General features: G+C 30.2%; 16 protein-coding genes. 12 read left to right on the top strand and 4 right to left on the bottom strand.

The features are described 5' to 3' along the window. Positions 1-90 precede the first annotated feature (90 nt). On the bottom strand, positions 91-933 hold the full coding sequence (locus tag DUT90_RS01385) for a GLPGLI family protein (protein WP_114424928.1): 843 nt from the start codon (positions 931-933) through the stop codon (positions 91-93). A gap of 118 nt (positions 934-1,051) precedes the next feature. On the opposite strand from DUT90_RS01385, the gene DUT90_RS01380 reads away from it, so the two are divergent. The 3 genes from DUT90_RS01380 (at position 1,052) to DUT90_RS01370 (ending at position 3,982) form a co-directional block, all read left to right on the top strand. Next, positions 1,052-2,632: a sensor histidine kinase KdpD gene (locus DUT90_RS01380; protein WP_114424927.1), complete on the top strand. Its 1,581-nt coding sequence runs from the start codon at positions 1,052-1,054 to the stop codon at positions 2,630-2,632. Next, positions 2,625-3,302 (top strand): response regulator transcription factor, encoded by a 678-nt coding sequence (locus tag DUT90_RS01375; protein ID WP_114424926.1) that lies wholly within the window; start codon positions 2,625-2,627, stop codon positions 3,300-3,302. The genes DUT90_RS01380 and DUT90_RS01375 overlap by 8 nt, the downstream gene beginning before the upstream one ends. A 65-nt stretch (positions 3,303-3,367) precedes the next feature. Continuing rightward, the gene (locus DUT90_RS01370; protein ID WP_114424925.1) at positions 3,368-3,982 is read left to right on the top strand and encodes a deoxynucleoside kinase; all 615 of its coding nucleotides are present in this window, start codon (positions 3,368-3,370) and stop codon (positions 3,980-3,982) included. 116 nt (positions 3,983-4,098) lie between these two features. Here the strand turns inward: DUT90_RS01370 and DUT90_RS01365 are convergent, their stop codons facing one another. The 3 genes from DUT90_RS01365 to DUT90_RS01355 are packed head-to-tail and all read right to left on the bottom strand — an operon-like array spanning position 4,099 to position 5,695. Beyond that, on the bottom strand, positions 4,099-4,932 hold the full coding sequence (locus DUT90_RS01365) for a mechanosensitive ion channel family protein (RefSeq protein ID WP_114424924.1): 834 nt from the start codon (positions 4,930-4,932) through the stop codon (positions 4,099-4,101). Positions 4,933-4,934: 2 nt separating this feature from the next. Continuing rightward, positions 4,935-5,123 carry a hypothetical protein gene (locus DUT90_RS01360; RefSeq protein WP_114424923.1) on the bottom strand — a complete coding sequence of 63 codons (189 nt, stop codon included), beginning with the start codon at positions 5,121-5,123 and terminating at the stop codon, positions 4,935-4,937. Positions 5,124-5,125: 2 nt separating this feature from the next. Then, complete coding sequence (locus DUT90_RS01355) at positions 5,126-5,695, bottom strand: RNA polymerase sigma factor (protein WP_114424922.1); 570 nt, start codon at positions 5,693-5,695, stop codon at positions 5,126-5,128. 199 nt (positions 5,696-5,894) lie between these two features. Between DUT90_RS01355 and DUT90_RS01350 the strand changes: the two genes are divergently transcribed. The 9 genes from DUT90_RS01350 to DUT90_RS01310 all read left to right on the top strand — a co-directional run bounded on the left by DUT90_RS01350 (position 5,895) and on the right by DUT90_RS01310 (position 19,946). Continuing rightward, positions 5,895-6,758, top strand: coding sequence for an RNA polymerase sigma factor RpoD/SigA (locus tag DUT90_RS01350; RefSeq protein ID WP_114424921.1), 864 nt, complete (start codon positions 5,895-5,897; stop codon positions 6,756-6,758). Positions 6,759-7,010: 252 nt separating this feature from the next. Then, positions 7,011-7,667, top strand: a complete 657-nt coding sequence (rpe, locus tag DUT90_RS01345; protein ID WP_114424920.1) for a ribulose-phosphate 3-epimerase — start codon at positions 7,011-7,013, stop codon at positions 7,665-7,667. Then, positions 7,668-9,062, top strand: a complete 1,395-nt coding sequence (locus DUT90_RS01340; RefSeq protein ID WP_114424919.1) for a 3'-5' exonuclease family protein — start codon at positions 7,668-7,670, stop codon at positions 9,060-9,062. It begins immediately after the preceding gene. A gap of 87 nt (positions 9,063-9,149) precedes the next feature. Next, on the top strand, positions 9,150-10,430 hold the full coding sequence (locus DUT90_RS01335) for an FAD-dependent oxidoreductase (RefSeq protein WP_114424918.1): 1,281 nt from the start codon (positions 9,150-9,152) through the stop codon (positions 10,428-10,430). A 104-nt stretch (positions 10,431-10,534) separates the two neighbouring features. Further along, positions 10,535-11,749, top strand: coding sequence for an RsmB/NOP family class I SAM-dependent RNA methyltransferase (locus tag DUT90_RS01330; protein ID WP_114424917.1), 1,215 nt, complete (start codon positions 10,535-10,537; stop codon positions 11,747-11,749). A 58-nt stretch (positions 11,750-11,807) separates the two neighbouring features. Beyond that, on the top strand, positions 11,808-13,946 hold the full coding sequence (locus DUT90_RS01325) for an endonuclease (protein ID WP_114424916.1): 2,139 nt from the start codon (positions 11,808-11,810) through the stop codon (positions 13,944-13,946). Then, complete coding sequence (locus DUT90_RS01320; protein ID WP_114424915.1) at positions 13,946-14,998, top strand: endonuclease; 1,053 nt, start codon at positions 13,946-13,948, stop codon at positions 14,996-14,998. The genes DUT90_RS01325 and DUT90_RS01320 overlap by 1 nt, the downstream gene beginning before the upstream one ends. A 412-nt stretch (positions 14,999-15,410) precedes the next feature. Beyond that, positions 15,411-19,091, top strand: coding sequence for a phosphoribosylformylglycinamidine synthase (gene purL, locus DUT90_RS01315; RefSeq protein ID WP_114424914.1), 3,681 nt, complete (start codon positions 15,411-15,413; stop codon positions 19,089-19,091). Positions 19,092-19,157: 66 nt separating this feature from the next. Continuing rightward, positions 19,158-19,946, top strand: coding sequence for a pentapeptide repeat-containing protein (locus DUT90_RS01310; RefSeq protein ID WP_114424913.1), 789 nt, complete (start codon positions 19,158-19,160; stop codon positions 19,944-19,946). Positions 19,947-20,121: the final 175 nt, after the last annotated feature.

Genomic DNA, 20,121 nt, shown 5'->3' with positions numbered 1-20,121 from the left:
TAGTTTGGTTTCTCAAAAGTACTAGTATTGATATTGTTATAGACTTAAAAAAAACCTAAAAGTTTAATTATGAAGAGGCCTTTTTACGGTTTAATTCTTTATTTTTATAATTGTTCCGTTACCTAAATCTACACCTCTTTTACTTCTAAATTGTTCTAGCATTTCTTTTTGTTTTTGTTTTCTAATGTTTATATATTCAGATAGAGACACTTCTTTGCCTTTTTTGGGTTCATTAATTGTAATTGTTTTACTTTTATCTAAAATAATCTCGGTACACACCATTGTTGTAGTGCCATCATTTAACTCTAGTATTAACCCTGGTAAACCTTGATATTTATCTGGTCCATTACTAACAGGTATTTGAAGAGTATACCATGCAACCGTGGTTTTTGTTTCTTTTTCTTCTTTCTTAATTAATTTTTCAGCTTCTACAACTTGAGTTATTTTGACAACTTCTTCTGAAAAAGTAGCTTTATAACAGGTATAGTTTCCGATGTTTTTTGTTTGTGAAGTTAATTTCCAATCAAAATCTCTAAGTTTGTCCTTTACTAAAAAACGTTTTCCTTGTATTTCTGTTTGGTTGACAAACCTATTTTCTTTAATGTTTTTGTAGTAGGTATCTGTTATACCATTGACACCTAATGAAAATGCACTTACTCCTCCTCTACTAGCAATACTAGGAGTTTTTAATGTTACATCCTCTTTATATAATGATGTAGATTTATCAAATTCTAAAGTAAATGTTTTTTGATTCATTTTTTGTAAACGTGTCTGAATTTGTGCTTTCATATCATCCGTCATTTTAGAACTTTGATCCTCTCCTAATGTAATATTCGATTTTTTGTTGGTTTTATAAATTGCTTTTCCTTGAAAGTTTTGAGCATTACTAATACCTACAACACATAATAAAATGAGTGCTATTTTTTTTGTCATGATTTTTAGTTTTAAATTACCTTACAAAATTGCAATAGTATTCTATAGTAGAAAGTTAACTAACGTTAACGAGTGTTAAGAGCTTAAAATTCTTAGAAAAAGACTGTACTTTTGAAGTATGAATGTTAAAAAACAACAATGGATTCTTTATTTAATAACCATTACTATTCTAATTACTATTGGTATTCAGTTTTATTGGAACTATAAAAATTACAAAACAAACCAACAAATTATAACCAATGAAATACAATTAAGTCTAGACAATGCTATTGAAGAATATTACGCTTTTTTGGCTAAAAATGATTTCATAACCATCGTAAATTCTAAAAAAAATAAAGATTCTCTAAAAAATATAACTTCTTTATCTAGATGGAATACATTTAAAACGCAAACAAAAAATAAAAAGAAGGTAACCTTAAATAATATTAAAATTACGAGTGATGAGCATATGTCTCAAAAAGAGATAGATTCTATCATGAACTCTACAAAAAACTTTGTTACAAAATTTAATCGTAACGACTCAAATGTATTACCAATACTAAATCGAAAGTTGTTTACTCAGTTTCTAAATAATAAAGAAGGTATTACCCTAAATTCTAATGGAAAGAAGACTGCTGTAACCTATTTTAAAGGTAAAAAAGCAGCAGATAGTCTTAGATTTATTAAAAATATTAAACCCATATTTATTTCTTTTTTAAACAATAATGTAGATTATAAAAAGATGGATTCATTGATTAAAAATCAATTAAATACTAAAGACCTCATATTAGAAACTAGCTTACATCATCTAAAACAAGACACCCTATTTTATGCGCCTCAAACTAATTCTCTAGATTCTAAAGACTTATTTATAAATGCTAAATCTACCTTTGTGAAAAATGGAGAAACCTTTAAATTGTACTTCAATTCTCCACACGTAGAAACTTTAAAAAGGAGTTTTTTTGGTATTTTATTATCTTTATTACTGTCTACAGCAACTATAGCTTCTTTATTTTATTTATTAAGAATTATAAAGCAACAAAAAGATTTAGCCAACATAAAAAATGATTTAATTAGCAACATTACTCACGAATTTAAAACACCCATAGCTACAGTTTCTACAGCTATAGAGGCTATAGAAAATTTTAATGTTTTGGAAGATGAGACTAAAACAAAAAAATATTTAGCTCTATCTTCTGTACAGCTAAAGAAATTGCACCAAATGGTAGAAAAACTACTGGAAACAGCCACATTAGATAGCGAAAAATTAATCTTAAAAAAAGAAAATATTGATACAGTAAAAATTATAGAACGTTTAGTTATAAAACATAAATTATTATCTAAAAAAGAGCTTATTTTTTCTACTAATTTACAACCTATACATATAAATGTTGATGTTTTTCATTTTGAAAACTGCATCTCAAACTTAATTGACAATGCCATAAAGTACGGAGGTAACAAAATACAAATACATGTAAATTCTGTTTTAAACTCTGTAGAAATTGCCATAGCTGATAATGGAAAAGGTATAGATAAGAAAGAGCAAGAAAAGATTTTTGACAAATTTTATAGAGTGCCAAAAGGGAATACTCATGATGTAAAGGGTTTTGGTATTGGACTTTACTATTGTAAAAAAATTATTGAAAAACATAAAGGAATTATTACCCTAATAACTACTAAAAACACAAATACATTTAAAATAAATTTACCCAATGAGTAAAATAAAGGTACTATTAGCAGAAGATGAAGAGAGTTTGGGTATAATTGTAAAAGAAAGCCTAGAATCTAGAGATTTTAATGTCTTTCATGCAAAAAACGGAATAGAAGCTTTAGAAATTTATCAATCAGAAAAAATTGATATTCTTGTCTTAGATGTTATGATGCCTCTAAAAGATGGTTTTACTTTAGCCAAAGAGATTAGAGAAGAAAACTCGTTAATTCCTATTATTTTTTTAACAGCTAAATCTCAAGCAAGTGATGTTGTAGAGGGGTTCAATCATGGAGGAAACGATTATCTTAAAAAACCATTTTCTATGGAAGAATTAATTATTAGAATAAAAGCCTTACTTTCTAGAATTACCTTACAAGCCAATTTACAACACTTACAAATAGGACACTTTACCTTTAATAAAACCAAGCAAATATTAGAATTTCAATCAGAAATTACTCAACTAACACACAGAGAATCTGAACTACTGTTTTACTTATATCAGAAAAAAAATCAAGTATTAGACCGCAGTTTTATTTTGAACAAACTATGGGGAAATGATGATTTTTTTAATGCAAGAAGCATGGACGTTTTTATAACCAAACTTAGAAAAAAATTAAAAAAAGACACCTCTATACAAATTATAAATATAAGAGGTTATGGTTATAAATTGATTTGTTAAGCATACCTTTCTTTTATATTTTTTATTACCTTTATCATCCCATTATATCCTTTTAAAACTAAATTATGCATATTGCAATTGCTGGTAATATTGGTGCTGGTAAAACTACACTAACCAAACTCTTAGCGAAACATTACAAATGGAAACCTCACTTTGAATCTGTAGATGAAAACCCTTATTTAGATGATTTTTATGCAGAGATGGAACGTTGGTCTTTTAATTTACAAGTGTATTTTTTAAATAGTCGTTTTCGTCAAATTTTAGAATTAAGAGAAACTGGCAAAAATATCATACAAGATAGAACAATATATGAAGATGCTCATATTTTTGCGCCTAACCTACATGCAATGGGTCTAATGACCAATAGAGACTATAGCAATTATAGTTCTTTGTTTGAGTTGATGGAAAATCTAATATCACCCCCAGATTTGTTAATCTACTTAAGAGCAGATATCTCTACTTTAGTAGGGCAAATTCATAAACGTGGTAGAGAATATGAAAACTCTATTAGTATTGACTATTTAAGCAGGTTAAATGAGCGTTATGAAGCTTGGATTTCTAAGTACACTAAAGGTAAGTTACTCGTTATTAATGTTGATAATATTGATTTTGTAGACAATCAAGAAGATTTGGGCTATATTATAGATAGAATTGATTCTCAAATAAACGGTTTATTTTAAAAAACCTCATCATCTATTAAAACAAAAGAGACCACAAATTGTGGTCTCTTTCTTTTAGTGATATACATCACGCTATATTGATAAATTGTCCCCCAACTCTTTATCAATGCTATTAATTAATTTATAATTTCAATTTTGTTGTTTACAATTTCTTTAATCGGAAGTATAATTTTGCCTTTTTCATTTTGCAAAGTTACACAAATATTATCTATATTTTCTACTACGCCTTCAAAATTGTTAATTTTAATTTTATCTCCTTGTTGTATGTTTTTTCTTGAGTAATAACCAAATAATAAACGCTTAATAACATCTCTAGAACCTAAACCAAAAGCTATTGTAAAAGAAGCTAAAATTGCTCCTAAAATAATAGATAAATTATTGGTTATTAAATCTGTATTTACTCCTGCTTGATTTAAAGCTGTAACTGTAACAATAATAGAAATAATGTAAAAAGCAATATTACCAACCAAATTACCGCCAGTTAACTCTAAAGATTTAAACGTACCTATTAGAGCCTTTTTAACAAGATTGGCTACATATACTCCTACTGCAAATAGTATTAACGCCGCAATTAATTTAGGTAAATATGCTATTAAATTGCTAAGTTGTTCAGAAACCATTCTTAGCCCCAAAAGCTCAGCTCCTATTATTACAAATACTAAAATTAAAATCCATTTTAGCGTAGTAATAATAATTTTTGTAGGTTGAATTTTCACAGAAGATTCGCCCAAAATCTCATCAACCTTTAGCTTCTCTGGTAACGTATCTATATTGGTAAATCCAAGTGCTTTTTTTACCAAAAATAAAATGAATTTTATCAATAGCCAACCTACAACTAAAAAGGCTATTCCTTTTAACAACTGAGGTAAAAAGGTTGCAAAATTAGTCCATAAATTTTGAAGAAAACTAAAATCGGTTTTAAGTTCAATAAATTGTAGTGTTCTGCTCATATTTAGTCTTTTTTATTAAAATTATTATTGTTGCTGCTTAATAAATCTCCAACAGTATTTGGGTATTTGACTAAAAATAAATCAGCAATATCTAAGGTGAGTTTAATCATCCCTATATCGCTTAATACTTTTTTCTTTAGAACTTCTGGCACACTCTGGTGGTGTATAATTCTTTTAAAAGGGTTGTCCATTTCTATAACTCTTCATAGGTTCTTACAACTTTTAATTTCGCTCTCTTAATTCTCATTTTAACAGCGCTTTCTCCAACATTTAAAACTTCTGTAATTTCTTTAATGCTCATATCATCTTGATATTTCATTAGTAAAATCATTTTGTCTGCTGGTTCAATTAAACTTAATGCTTTCTCTAGTTTTTCAGATTTCAACTCAAATAGAGTTGCATCATCAATTTCTAAAGAAAAATCATCATCTTTTATATTATCTGTAACAACCGTAACTTTTTCTTTCTTTTTATGGCTATTTCTTTGTACATAATTTACACAAAAATTATAGGTAAAAGAATACAACCAAGTAGAAAACTTAGAGTTACCTTTAAAGGTTTTTAACTTTACAAATAATCTGATAAAAACATCATGAGTTAAGTCTTCTGCTTCTTCCTTACTTTTGGAGAAACCGTAACACTTATTATAAACAACTTTAGAAAAACGATCATATAAAACAGCAAACAATTGTGTATTGTTAGTTTCTACTATTTTAAAGACCAAGTCTTCATTACTTAAAGTTTTAACGTCAATAGTTTTCAATTCAGTATTATTTTGACACAAAAAAACTTAATAAGTCACAATGTCTCAGAAAAAAAAGTTTAAGCGTAAATTTATGTCGTCCAATGGTAAAAAAAGTTCTTTTAAAAAAAATCAACCTTTTTGTAACATTATTTCAAATACCAACGTATAATAAGATGTAGCAAATACATTAATCCTTTTAAAAGTCATAAAGAATTAGATGAGACAACTTAAAATTACAAAGCAGGTTACCAACAGAGAAACTGCATCGTTAGACAAGTATTTACAGGAAATTGGAAAAGTAGACTTAATTACAGCTGATGAAGAAGTAGAATTAGCACAGCTTATAAAAGCAGGCGATCAAAGAGCATTAGAAAAATTAACAAAAGCCAATTTACGTTTTGTAGTATCTGTTGCGAAGCAATACCAAAACCAAGGATTAACATTACCAGACTTAATTAATGAAGGAAACTTAGGGTTAATCAAAGCCGCAAAACGTTTTGATGAAACTAGAGGGTTTAAATTTATATCGTACGCCGTATGGTGGATTCGTCAATCTATCTTACAAGCTTTAGCAGAACAATCTCGTATTGTACGTTTACCGTTAAATAAAATTGGTTCTATCAATAAAATTAACAAAATGTACGCGTTCTTAGAACAAGAAAATGAGCGTCCTCCAAGTGCAGAAGAGATTGCAAAGAAGTTAGACATGACGGTTAATGACGTTAAAGAGTCTATGAAAAATTCTGGACGCCATGTATCTATGGATGCTCCTTTAATAGAAGGTGAAGACTCTAACCTATACGATGTCTTAAATTCGGGAGAATCTCCAAACCCAGACAGAACCTTACTACACGAGTCGTTAAGAATAGAAATTAACAGAGCTTTAGAAACCTTAACACCAAGAGAAGCAGACGTTGTAAAACTATACTTTGGTTTAGGAGAACACCAACCAATGACACTAGAAGAAATAGGAGAAACGTTTGATTTAACTCGTGAACGTGTACGTCAAATTAAAGAAAAAGCAATTCGTAGACTAAAACATACGTCTAGAAGTAAAATTTTAATGACTTACCTTGGGTAATTCCAAACCGTATAATATACCAAAAACTCTCAAATTTATTTTTTGAGAGTTTTTTTTTGAAGCAATTCGTGCTTTCCATTCTATCTTTTTTTTCCATAAATGTCAGCAAAAAAAGGATGCCATTTCAATCACGGCTAAACCTGTTTGCTAACCTATTACCATACTAAACGTAAACCTCTCATATTAAAAAATTACTTCACTCTTTTAGCAGCCACAAAATAATTATCTTTGCAAAAAAACACGAACTATTTAATGAGTAATTTAATTGCACCTTCAGTTTTAGCAGCAGACTTTGCAAATTTGCAAAGAGATGTAGAAATGATAAATAACAGTGAAGCTGATTGGTTTCATATAGACATAATGGACGGTGTTTTTGTACCCAACATTTCTTTTGGAATGCCTGTAGTAAAAGCAATAGCAACTCATGCAAAAAAAACGCTAGACGTACATTTAATGATTGTAGATCCAGACAGGTATATTCAAATTTTTGCAGATTTGGGGGCAGATATTCTAACAGTACATTACGAAGCTTGCACGCATTTGCATAGAACTATTCAAGCCATTAAAGCAGCTGGTATGAAAGCTGGGGTTGCACTAAATCCGCACACTCCCATAGCAGTATTAGAAGACTGTATTGTAGATTTAGATGTAGTTTGTATTATGAGTGTAAACCCTGGTTTTGGAGGCCAATCTTTTATAGAAAACACCTATAAAAAAGTGAGTCAATTACGCCATTTAATAGAATTTTCTAAAGCAAATTGCCAAATAGAAATTGATGGTGGTGTAACAGATAAAAATGCAAATGCTTTAATAGAGGCTGGTGCTAACGTTTTGGTAGCTGGTAGTTATGTCTTTAAAAGCGACAATCCAACTGCAACTATTTCTGATTTAAAGGCAATAGTAGCTTAATTGTACAGTATTGTAGACATAGAAACCACAGGAAATGGACATAAGGGACAAAAAATAACAGAAATATCTATTTTTGTTTTTGATGGAACAATTGTGGTCAATGAATTTACCTCTCTCGTAAATCCAGAGCAAAATATTCCACCTTTTATCACCAACCTTACTGGCATTACAAATGCTATGGTTAGAAACGCACCTCGTTTTTTTGAGATTGCAAAAAAAGTGCAAGAAATTACCAAAGACACCATTTTTGTTGCTCATAATGTAAATTTTGATTACAATATTATAAAAGACGAATTTGCAAGTTTAGGTTTTAACTTTAACCGTAAAAAATTATGTACTGTTCGGTTATCAAGAAAAATAATTCCTGGTCTACAATCATATAGCTTAGGTAACATTTGTACAAATGAAGGTATTACTATTAACGGTAGACACAGAGCAAAAGGTGATGCAGAAGCCACTACAGAATTATTTAGAAGACTATTAGCAAGAGACAATTCTTTTATTATCAACTCCTTTTTAAATCCACGTTCTAGACAAGCTACCTTACCTCCTCTTTTAGACAAAAAAGAAGTAGATAGTTTGCCAGAAACTTTTGGTGTGTACTATTTTAAAAACACAGCAAAAGAAATTATTTACGTTGGTAAAGCTAACAATATCAAACAAAGGGTTATCAGTCATTTTTATGACAAAAAGAAAAAAGAAAGAGAACTATGTATGGAAACTGCCCATATTTCGTATTCAGAAACTGGTAGTGAGTTACTGGCGTTGCTATTAGAATCATCAGAAATAAAAAACAAATATCCAAAATACAATCGTTCTCAAAAAAATAACAACAGTGCTATTGGTTTGTTTTCTTATGAAGATCAAAAAGGAGTAGTGCATTTGGCTTTTAATAAAATAAAGCTAACTCCAAATCCCATAGCTACATTTTATTCTTTAACAGAATGTAGAAATTTCCTAGAAAAGCTATGTGCTACATACACATTATGCCCTAAATATTGTCATTTGCAAACGAATGTAAAACAGTGCTTTCATCATCAATTAAAAGAATGTAAGGGCGTTTGTTGTGGTAAAGAAACTGTAACTAATTATAATATTCGCGTTAAAGAAGCCATACAATCTATAAGTTTGACAGGTAAAAATTTAGTCTTAAAAGAAAAAGGTAGATTTGAGAATGAAATTGGTTTTGCACTTATTTTAGATGGATTTTATCAAGGTTTTGGATATCTTGATAAAGATTTAGCTGCATCATTAAAAAAACCAGACGAATATCAGTTTTACATACAACCTCAAAAAGACAACAGAGATGTACAAAAAATATTGGCTACTTACTTAAAGAAAAAACAAAATATTTTAAACAATAATTTAGCTGCTAAAACACAAAAAAAGGAATAACGTATTCTTATAAAATAGTGTTAAAAGATTGTATGCTAAATCTTACTTAAAAAATTGTAGTGGTATCTTTGTAAAAATATCTTTTTTATGCAAAAATCAGATTATAAAATTCATATTATTGGTTCTGGTGTTAGCGGTTTAGTTGCTGCACAGGTTTTAGAAAATTTTGGATATCACCCAACAATTATAGAAGCTTCTAATACTGTTGGTGGTAGAGTAAAATCTGATATTGTTGATGGATATGTATTAGACCATGGTTTTCAAGTACTTCTCTCAGAATATCCTGCTGCTCAAAAATACTTAGATTTCAAAGCGTTAGATTTACAAAAATTGGTTCCTGGTGCTTTAATTTTTAAAGATGGTAAAAAGCAAAAAATTGGAGATCCGTTAAGAGATTTATCTCTTTTATTTCCTACTATTTTTGCTAACATTGGTTCAATTGGTGATAAACTTAAAATCTTAAAATTAAATACAACACTTAAAAATAAAAAACTACAAGATATTTTTGATGCTCAAGAAATAACCACTCTACAATATCTAAAAAATTATGGTTTTTCAGACAACATTATAGCCAACTTTTTCAAACCTTTTTTTAGTGGAATTTTCTTAGAACCCAACCTAGAAACTTCTTCTAGAATGTTTGAGTTTGTTTATAAAATGTTTGGTAAAGGGTATGCTGTAATTCCTAAAAATGGTATTCAAGCTATTTCAAATCAATTAAAAAACAAATTAAACCAAACAATTTTCAATTTCAATTCTCCTGTAAAACGGGTAAAAAACAACGCTATTATTCTTGAAAACGAAAAAGAAATTAAAAGTCATTTTACAATAGTAGCCACAGAAGCTAGTCCTCTAATTAGCAACTTAAAAAATCAAGAAACAACCTGGAAAAGTTGTGATTCTCTATATTTTGAAATCTCTCAAAAAACATTTACATCTGCAATTATTGGGCTCATAGCAGACAAATCTGCTTTGATAAATAATATTTTTTATACTACTAGTATCCAAAAATCACCAAACCAAAACAAAGATGTATTGTCTGTAACTGTAGTAAAAGAGCATCAATTAACAGCAAATGAACTCATTAAAAAAGTACAAGAAGAACTAGAACAGTATTGTAATATTTCTAAAGCAAAATTCATAAAAAGATATCAAATCAAAAAAGCACTTCCAAAATTGTCTAATTTACAATATGAAATTTCAAGTACAGAAACACAGTTAACTACTTCTATTTTTTTAGCAGGAGACCAACTGTTAAATAGTTCTTTAAATGCCGCAATGATTAGCGGTGAACGCGCAGCAATGGGAGTTATTAAAACCCTTGAAGATGGTTTAATTGTAGACGAACTTACCTCAGAATATCAATAAGTACTTCTAAAAAAAGCGTATTGCAAACACACTATTTTTTAAGCCTTAAGCAACTTTAAGGTAACTTTTTTATTGTAAATTTGCAGCCTATTCATAAATATAGAATGAGACTACATAGAAATTTAACATTTGCAGTAATAGATAGTATTAGAGATATTTTTAACGAAGGAGTCTACGCAGACAAAGCTGTAGAAAAAGCGTTAAAAAGAGACAAACGCTGGGGCGCTAGAGATAGAAAATTTGTAGCAGAAACTATTTATGACATAGTTCGTTGGAATAGATTGTATGCAGAAATAGCTGAGGTAAAATTACCTTACGATAGAGATAATATTTGGAGATTATTTTCTGTATGGTGTGTCTTACGCGGAATTTCTTTACCAGACTGGAATCAAATTGGAGATGTTCCTGTACGTAGAATAAAAGGAAAATTTGACGAACTTTCTAGAATTAGAAAGTTTAGAGAATCTATTCCTGATTGGATAGATGAACTAGGAGCTTCTGAATTGGGTGAAGAACAATGGACCAAAGAAATTGCTGCTCAGAATGAACAGGCTAAGGTTATTTTAAGAACCAATACGCTAACTATTTCTAAAGAACTTCTTCAAAAAAAATTACGTTCAGAGAATATCATCACAAAAACAATACCGCATCATCCTGATGCTTTAGTCTTAGAGGAAAGAGCCAATGTTTTTAAAACAGAAGCTTTTCATAATGGTTTTTTTGAAGTTCAAGATGCCTCTTCTCAATTAGTAGCTGCTTATTTAGACGTTGCCCCAGGTATGAAAGTGGTAGACACTTGCGCAGGTGCAGGCGGTAAAACGTTACATTTAGCTTCTTTAATGCAAAATAAAGGACAAATTATTGCTATGGATATTTATGAAAGTAAATTAAAAAAGTTAAAAACAAGAGCTAAAAGAAACAAAGCACATAATATTGAAACTAGAGTTATAGACTCTACCAAACAAATCAAAAAACTGCACGGAAAAGCAGATCGTGTTTTAATTGATGCTCCGTGTTCTGGTTTGGGCGTAATTCGTAGAAATCCAGATTCTAAATGGAAACTACAACCTGAATTTATAGAAAATATAAAAAAAGTACAGCAAGATGTATTGCAACAATATGCTAAAATTGTAAAACCAGGAGGAAAACTTGTATACGCAACTTGTTCTGTACTTCCATCAGAAAACCAACAACAAGTTGATAAATTCTTAACCTCAGAATCAGGGAAAGAGTTTACCTTTATATCAGATAAAAAAGTCTTGGCTCATACATCTGGATTCGATGGATTTTACATGGCTTTATTAGAAAAAAAGGCTTAAAGCTCTATAAGTTTTAAGTCATTAGAAAAAGAAACTATTTTTAATCAAAATTGCTATCATGAAAAGGTTCTCTTTTATTGTCTTTTTCTGTTGCGCAAACTTCTTTGTTTTTTCTCAACAGAATTATTATCACGATATTAATTTAAATAGAACTGGGTTAACTTTAAAAGAAGAACTAGCCTCTAAAATAATTAGTACTCACACCAATTTTCTATTTTACGATCAAATTTGGAATGCCAGTAAAGTTACAGATACAGATCCTCAAGATAATACTAGAGTTTTATTAATTTATGGTTGGGAAAAAGGAGCTGACAACAACCTTAAAAATGACAGAACTCGCGCTAAAGATGACAATGGTGGTACTGCAGGAAATTGGAATAGAGAACATGTTTATTCTCAATCTTTGGGTACACCAACTTTAGATGAGTCTGGTCCTGGTGCTGATGCACATCATTTAAGGCCTGCAGATAAAGATTGGAATTCAACAAGAAGCAATAGAAAATTTACTGCTGGTATTGGTTCTTCAGGAATTCAAAATAATGGTGGTTGGTATCCTGGGGATGAATGGAAAGGAGATGTTGCAAGAATGATGATGTACATGTATGTTAGATACGGAAACAGGTGTTTACCTACTAATATTGGCTTTGGAAATAGTGCTAAAACGCCTGATGAAATGATTGATCTATTTTTAGAGTGGAACGCTCAAGATCCTGTTTCTGAAGTTGAAAAACAAAGAAATAACTATCATGAAAACATAATGAACGAAAATGCACAAGGAAATAGAAATCCTTTTATAGACAATCCTATTTTAGCAACTAGAATTTGGGGAGGTCCTAAAGCTGAAGATTTATGGGGAATTTACTCTGGTAATGACACAGAAGCTCCTTCTACCCCAACAAACCTAAAAATTTCAAATATTACAACATTTAGTATAGATGTAACTTGGTCAGCAGCTACTGATAATGTAAAAGTTACCAGTTATGATATGTATGTAAACGGAAACTTGTATGCTAACACCACAGATACTAGTATAAAAATTAAAGAACTAAATTCTAATACAGTATATACGTTTACAGTTTTAGCAAAGGATATTGTTGATAATAAATCCCTCCTAAGTATACCAATAAAAGCAACTACATTATTAGATTCTGATCCTCCTACAATACCCGAAAATATTAGTATAAGTAACCAAACTACTACTTCTTTTGTAGTTTCTTGGTCTGCAGCTACAGATAATACAACTGTAACTGCATATGAACTTTTTGTAAATAGCAATCGTATAACAACTGTTTCAGAAACAACATATACGGTTATTAATTTAACGCCAAAAACAAATTATAACATACAAGTTTCTGCCAAAGATAAAGTAGGTAATACCTCAGCCTTAAGTACTATTATAGTTGCTACTACTAACGGAAATAATACCGTTGCTAGTGAATTGTTTTTTTCTGAATATTTAGAAGGTTCTTCTAACAATAAAGCTTTAGAAATTGCCAACTTCACCGCTCATGATTTAGATTTAGGTATTTATAGTATAAAACGTCAACAAAATGGTGGTAAAAATGGCAATGGTTGGGATAAAAATAACGTTTTAAAACTTTTTGGAATTTTACCTAAAAATGAAGTTTTTGTTATTATTAATGGAAAATCTTCTATTCAAAAATTAATTGATGAAGCAGATATGATTCATCCAAATGATAATAAAAATAATTTTGGTGCCCCTATTAATTTTAATGGTAATGACCCTGTAGGTTTATTTAAAAATGACATTTTAATAGACATTATTGGAACATTTAACGGAGGTGATAATAATTTTGCCAAAGACAAAACCCTACGACGAAAAATAGATGTAATTGAACCGAATACAAATTTTAATATAACAAATGAATGGGATATTTTAGATAAAGATAGTGTTGATAATTTTGGAATACATAAAACTAGTTCTCTTTCAACCAAAAACGTTAAATTAGATGCTATTTCTTTTTCTCCTAACCCTGTAAAAGATATTTTAGAGATAAAAAATAAATCTCCTCATAAAATTAAAAGTATAATAATCTTTACTACCTTAGGTAAAAAAATCTATCAACATCAAAATTCTATAAAAAAAATAAATCTTAAAAAACTACCTAAGGGAATGTATATTCTTAAAATACAAATTGGAAATCAAGTAATTTCAACAAAATTCATTAAAAACTAATGTGTAAAAAATATACATTTTTCCTCCTGTTTCTAATCTCTTTTTCTGTTTTATCTCAGCAATCATACTACAATAAAATCGATTTTTCTAAAAGTGGTCTGGCTTTAAAAAATGACTTAGCTACGTTGATCATAAATACGCATACTAATTTTTTATCGTATACTCCTGGCGTTTGGAATGCTTCAAAACAAACTGATGTAAACCCTAAAAACGCAACTCAAGTCATGCTTATTTATGGTTTTAGTAACGCTGGTACTACTGCAAGAACAAGAGGAGTTAATGATAATGGTGGTAATGTTGGAGATTGGAATAGAGAACACACTTACCCAAGATCTTTAGGAAACCCCAATTTAGGCACTTCTGGTGCGGGTGCAGATGCGCATCATCTTAGACCTTCAGACGTTAGATATAATGGCCAAAGAGGCAATAAACCATTTGCAGACGGAACAGGAAATTCTGGTACTGTTGCCCAAGGTTGGTTTCCTGGTGATGAGTGGAAAGGTGATGTTGCTAGAATGATTATGTACATGTATCTAAGATACAACAACCAATGTTTACCTTCTGTTGTTGGCATTGGTAGCGCTACAAGTACCCCTGATGATATGATTGATTTATTTTTAAAATGGAATGCAGAAGATCCTGTTTCTATACTAGAAGATAACAGAAATACATATCACGAAAACACCAATAATACTTATGCACAAGGAAACAGAAATCCGTTTATAGACAACCCTTTTTTAGCAACAAAAATATGGGGAAACCCTCCTTCTGGAACTCCTAAACCTGAAGACAGGTGGGGCAATCTAACTCTTGACAATACTACTTTTTTTAAGTTAAAAATTTACTCCAACCCTAAGCAAAGAGATTTTTTATTTCTAAATAGAAAAGCAGATTTTACACTAGAAGTTTTTAATGTAATTGGCAAAAAAATTATTTCTAAAGAAGTTAAAAACAAGAAAAATATAGATATATCTTCTCTTAAAAACGGAATCTATATCTTAAAAATATCTCAGCTTACGGGTTCTATTACTCAAAAATTCTTAAAACTATAGTTTTAGTTTTTAACAAATGTGTTTGTAATTTTTATCTGTGTTACTGTCTTTGGTGATGTATATGTTTTTTTGATTCGTATAATCAAATAAATTATCTAAATCTCAAATACCATTAATAATTACAAATGACAATCCTAGAATAGTAACAAATTTGGATAAATTTCTATGCATTTTAAGTTTTTTTGAGTTGATTATATCTTTAGATGCCTTTGAACATAAAAAGTTGTACTTAAAATAAATAACTTATAAATAATAAAGATGTATATCTGCTGTAGTTTAAATTGATACGCCTCTTCTTTAAAAACTTATCTGTTAAAAAAAGGTGAATAACTCTGTTTTTTCATCCTTATAAATACCTTAAGTTCTAAAGAAAAAAAGTAAATTTGTCGTTTAAATTTTAATCAATTTTATAATGATTCATTTCTTTGGAAACGAAAACAGCAAAGTATTTGCCGTACAAACAACAAAAGAATTATCTCAAGAAACCGTGAGCAAATTAACATGGTTATTTGGAGATTTATCTAAAATAAATACAGCGTCTTTAGACGCTTTTTTTATTGGACCAAGAGCAGCAATGATTACTCCTTGGAGTACAAATGCTGTTGAAATTACTCAGAATATGGGTATTTCTGGTATTATAAGAATTGAAGAATTTAAGGCAGTAGCTAATGATTTTTCTGATTTTGATCCGATGATTTCTGAAAAATTTTCGAGCTTGCATCAAGAAATGTTTACCATAAACATTACACCAGAAGCTATTTTAGAAATTGATGATATTGCAGCATACAACCAACAAGAAGGTTTGTCTTTAAGTGATGAAGAAGTTGATTATTTAGAAGGTGTAGCTAATAAAATAGGAAGAAAATTAACAGATTCTGAAGTTTTTGGATTCAGTCAAGTAAACTCAGAACACTGTCGTCATAAAATATTTAACGGAACTTTTGTTATTGATGGAGAAGAACAACCAACTTCTTTATTTAAGATGATAAAAGAAACGTCTCAACAAAATCCTAATGATATTGTTTCTGCTTATAAAGACAATGTTGCTTTTATAAAAGGACCAAAAGTGGAGCAATTTGCTCCTAAAACAGCAGATAAACCAGATTTTTACGAAGCCAAAGATTTTAATTCTGTAATTTCTTTAAAAGCAGAAACGCATAATTTTCCTACAACTGTAGAGCCGTTTAACGGTGCTGCAACTGGTTCTGGTGGAGAAATTAGAGATAGACTTGCAGGTGGTAAAGGTTCTTTACCTTTGGCAGGAACTGCGGTATACATGACTTCATATTCTCGTTTAGAAGAAAACAGACCTTGGGAACAAAAGTTTGAAGCTAGAAAGTGGTTATACCAAACACCTATTGATATTTTAATAAAAGCTTCTAATGGAGCTTCTGACTTTGGAAACAAATTTGGGCAACCTTTGATTACAGGTTCTGTATTAACTTTTGAACACGAAGAAAATGCAGCTTCAAGTGATGCAGCTCCTAGAAAATTAGGTTTTGATAAAGTAATTATGCAAGCTGGTGGAATTGGGTATGGAAAAGCAGAGCAAGCTTTAAAAGATACGCCTACAGCTGGTGATAAAATTGTAATTCTTGGTGGAGAAAACTATAGAATTGGTATGGGAGGTGCTGCTGTTTCTTCTGCAGATACTGGAGAGTTTGCTTCAGGAATCGAATTAAACGCAGTACAACGTTCTAATCCAGAAATGCAAAAACGTGCAGCAAATGCGGTTCGTGGAATGGTAGAAAGTGATGAGAATTTTATTGTTTCTATACACGACCATGGTGCAGGTGGGCATTTAAATTGTTTGTCTGAATTGGTAGAAGATACAGGTGGAAAAATAGATTTAGACAAGTTACCTGTTGGTGATCCAACATTATCTGCTAAAGAAATTATTGGAAACGAATCTCAGGAAAGAATGGGATTGGTAATTGCCGAAAAACATACAGCAACGTTACAAAAAATTGCAGAACGAGAGCGTTCTCCAATGTATACGGTTGGTGATGTTACTGGTGATGATCGTTTTACTTTCGAATCGGAAACCAAAGGTGACAAACCTATGGATTTGGCAATGGAAGACATGTTTGGTTCTTCTCCTAAAACCATCTTAACAGACAACTCTGTTAAAAGAAATTACAAAAACCCACGTTATAAAACCAAGAATTTACAAATCTATTTAGAGCAAGTTTTACAATTAGAAGCTGTAGCTTGTAAAGATTGGTTAACAAATAAAGTAGACAGATGTGTTGGTGGTAAAGTTGCGAAACAACAGTGTGTTGGTTCGTTACAAATTCCATTAAACAATGTTGGTGTTATGGCGTTAGATTATAAAGGAAAAGAAGGAATTGCTACCTCAATAGGGCATTCTCCTATTTCTGGATTAATTCACCCAGAAGCTGGTAGTAGAAACTCTATTACAGAGTCTTTAACCAATATTATTTGGGCTCCTTTAAAAGACAATTTAGCTTCTGTATCACTTTCTGCAAACTGGATGTGGCCTTGTAAAAACGAAGGTGAAGATGCACGTTTATACAAAGCTGTAAAAGCAGTTTCTGAATTTGCAATTGACTTAGGCATTAACGTTCCTACAGGTAAAGACTCGCTTTCGATGAAGCAAAAATATCCTGATGGAGATGTAATTTCTCCAGGGACTGTAATTATTTCTGCAGCCGCAAACTGTAATGATATTGCTAAAGTTGTAGAGCCTGTTTTACAAGTTGATGGAGGAAATATTTATTATATAAATATCTCTCAAGACGATTTTAAATTAGGAGGAAGTTCTTTCAATCAGGTTTTAAATACTATTGGAAATGAGGCTCCGGATGTAAAAAATACGGCTTATGTAAAAACCGTTTTTAATACCGTTCAAAACTTAATTAAAGCAGATAAAATTACTGCTGGTCATGATGTTGCCTCTGGTGGATTAATTACCACTTTACTAGAAATGTCTTTTGCTGATGTAAATTTAGGAGCAGATTTTAACATTTTATCTTTACATGAAGAAGATTCTATAAAAGTGTTATTTGCAGAAAATTCAGGAATAGTTTTCCAAGCAGACGCTTCTGTAGAAACTGTTTTATCAGAAAACAATATCGAATTTTTCAATATTGGAACTGCAAATAATTCAGGAATAGTAAACATTAAAAACAATGAAGACAACTTTTCTTTTGATGTTGCTCAATTAAGAGATGTTTGGTACAAAACATCATTTTTATTAGACCAAAAACAAACTGCTAATAATTTAGCTCAAGATAGATTTGATAATTATAAAAGTCAACCTTTAAATTATACATTTCCAGAGAATTTTACGGGTAAATTGCCTGAAACTGGTAAAAAAAGACCTAAAGCTGCAATAATTCGTGAAAAAGGATCTAACTCAGAACGTGAAATGGCAAATGCAATGTATTTAGCGGGTTTTGATGTGAAAGATGTTCATATGACAGATTTAATTTCTGGTCGTGAAACTTTAGAAGATATTCAGTTTATTGGAGCAGTTGGTGGTTTTTCTAACTCTGATGTATTAGGCTCTGCAAAAGGTTGGGCTGGTGCATTTAAATACAATGAGAAAGCAAACACAGCTTTAAAGAATTTCTTTAAAAGAGAAGATACTTTATCAGTAGGTATCTGTAATGGTTGTCAACTTTGGATGGAATTGGATTTACTAAAACCTGAAAGCACCTCAGAAGAATATGGAAAAATGACTTACAACGATTCCAAAAAGCACGAAAGTGCCTTTACTTCTGTTATTATTGAAGAAAACAATTCTGTAATGCTTTCTTCTTTAGCGGGAAGCAAATTAGGTGTTTGGATTTCTCACGGAGAAGGAAAATTCAATTTACCACTTAAAGAAGAAGCTTATCATATTGTGGCTAAATACGGTTACGAAAGTTACCCTGCTAACCCAAATGGATCTTCTTTTAACACAGCAATGTTGTGTGATGCAACTGGTAGACATTTAGCTACAATGCCTCATATAGAACGCTCTATTTTCCAATGGAACTGGGCAAATTATCCACAAGGTAGAAAAGACGAAGTTTCTCCTTGGTTAGAAGCTTTTGTAAACGCTAGAAAATGGATTGAACAGAACTAAGGTAAAAAGTGTCACAACTTAAAAAAAATGTTGTCTTTTAGATGAAATCATTTAAACTTTAGACACATGAAAAATAAAATTACGTTAATATCTCTTAGCTTTCTGCTAATTTCTTTAGTAGCTTTTTCTCAAAAAAAAGTAGAAGCTTCTAAAATAATGCAAGACATAAAAGCAGGTAAATCTATCTCTATAAAAGATGCAACTATATTAGGTGTTTTAGATTTCACCTATATGAATAATGCTTTAGAAAAATTACCAACTAAAAAGAAAAGTAGTTGGTGGAATGGAGGAAATTCTGATAATACTATAAAAAAACTTATAGATGTAAAGATATCTTTTATCAATTGTACTTTTAGAGATGATGTTTTAGCCTACATTCCTCATGAAGATTCTGGTTATACTTTTATAGCGAGTTTTGAAGATACGGCCATATTTAAAGGTTGTAATTTTAAAGGAAAAGCTATGTTTAAATATTCTCGTTTTGAAAGAGATGCAGATTTTTCTGGAAGTTTTTTTGATGATGATAGTACTTTCAAATATGCAAAATTTGATAAAAAAATTAGTTTTTCTAATACTACATTTGACAAAACCTCAACTTTCAAATATGCAAAATTTAGTAGATATGTAAGTTTTTCAAATGCTGTTTTCAAAGATTCAGCAATTTTTAAATACACTCAATTTTCAGATGGAGTTTCTTTTAAAAACACCAATTTTGAAGAAGATTTAAATATTAAATATATGAATGTATCAGGAGATTTTGACATTTCTAATATGAACGTAGAGTATGACATAGATTCTAAGTACACAAAAATTAATGGTAAAAGTTTTAGCAAGTATGTCATTGAAAAAAAATAGGTGTAAACACCTATTTTATACATACTATTTTTGTAATAACTTGCATCACTAATGGAATAGGTTAGATTAGGGGCTAACTGAAACAGAACTGGCTAATTACTTTTTAAGTAATTAGCCTTTTTTATAGTATAATCTCAACTAATTACTACAACATATAGTAGCTTGATATAGCAAC

It is taken from the genome of Polaribacter sp. WD7 (assembly GCF_003335085.1).
GTDB lineage: Bacteria > Bacteroidota > Bacteroidia > Flavobacteriales > Flavobacteriaceae > Polaribacter.
Note: the sequence above shows the minus strand (reverse complement) of the source record. Positions and strands in the feature narration are given on the sequence as shown.

Coding starts and splice junctions, on each gene's coding strand:
- DUT90_RS01380 (WP_114424927.1), top strand. CDS start 1,052: ATGAATGTTAAAAAACAACAATGGATTCTTTATTTAATAACCATTACT.
- DUT90_RS01370 (WP_114424925.1), top strand. CDS start 3,368: ATGCATATTGCAATTGCTGGTAATATTGGTGCTGGTAAAACTACACTA.
- DUT90_RS01325 (WP_114424916.1), top strand. CDS start 11,808: ATGAAAAGGTTCTCTTTTATTGTCTTTTTCTGTTGCGCAAACTTCTTT.
- DUT90_RS01310 (WP_114424913.1), top strand. CDS start 19,158: ATGAAAAATAAAATTACGTTAATATCTCTTAGCTTTCTGCTAATTTCT.
- DUT90_RS01375 (WP_114424926.1), top strand. CDS start 2,625: ATGAGTAAAATAAAGGTACTATTAGCAGAAGATGAAGAGAGTTTGGGT.
- purL (WP_114424914.1), top strand. CDS start 15,411: ATGATTCATTTCTTTGGAAACGAAAACAGCAAAGTATTTGCCGTACAA.
- DUT90_RS01320 (WP_114424915.1), top strand. CDS start 13,946: ATGTGTAAAAAATATACATTTTTCCTCCTGTTTCTAATCTCTTTTTCT.
- DUT90_RS01360 (WP_114424923.1), bottom strand. CDS start 5,123: ATGGACAACCCTTTTAAAAGAATTATACACCACCAGAGTGTGCCAGAA.
- DUT90_RS01330 (WP_114424917.1), top strand. CDS start 10,535: ATGAGACTACATAGAAATTTAACATTTGCAGTAATAGATAGTATTAGA.
- DUT90_RS01335 (WP_114424918.1), top strand. CDS start 9,150: ATGCAAAAATCAGATTATAAAATTCATATTATTGGTTCTGGTGTTAGC.
- DUT90_RS01365 (WP_114424924.1), bottom strand. CDS start 4,932: ATGAGCAGAACACTACAATTTATTGAACTTAAAACCGATTTTAGTTTT.
- DUT90_RS01350 (WP_114424921.1), top strand. CDS start 5,895: ATGAGACAACTTAAAATTACAAAGCAGGTTACCAACAGAGAAACTGCA.
- rpe (WP_114424920.1), top strand. CDS start 7,011: ATGAGTAATTTAATTGCACCTTCAGTTTTAGCAGCAGACTTTGCAAAT.
- DUT90_RS01385 (WP_114424928.1), bottom strand. CDS start 933: ATGACAAAAAAAATAGCACTCATTTTATTATGTGTTGTAGGTATTAGT.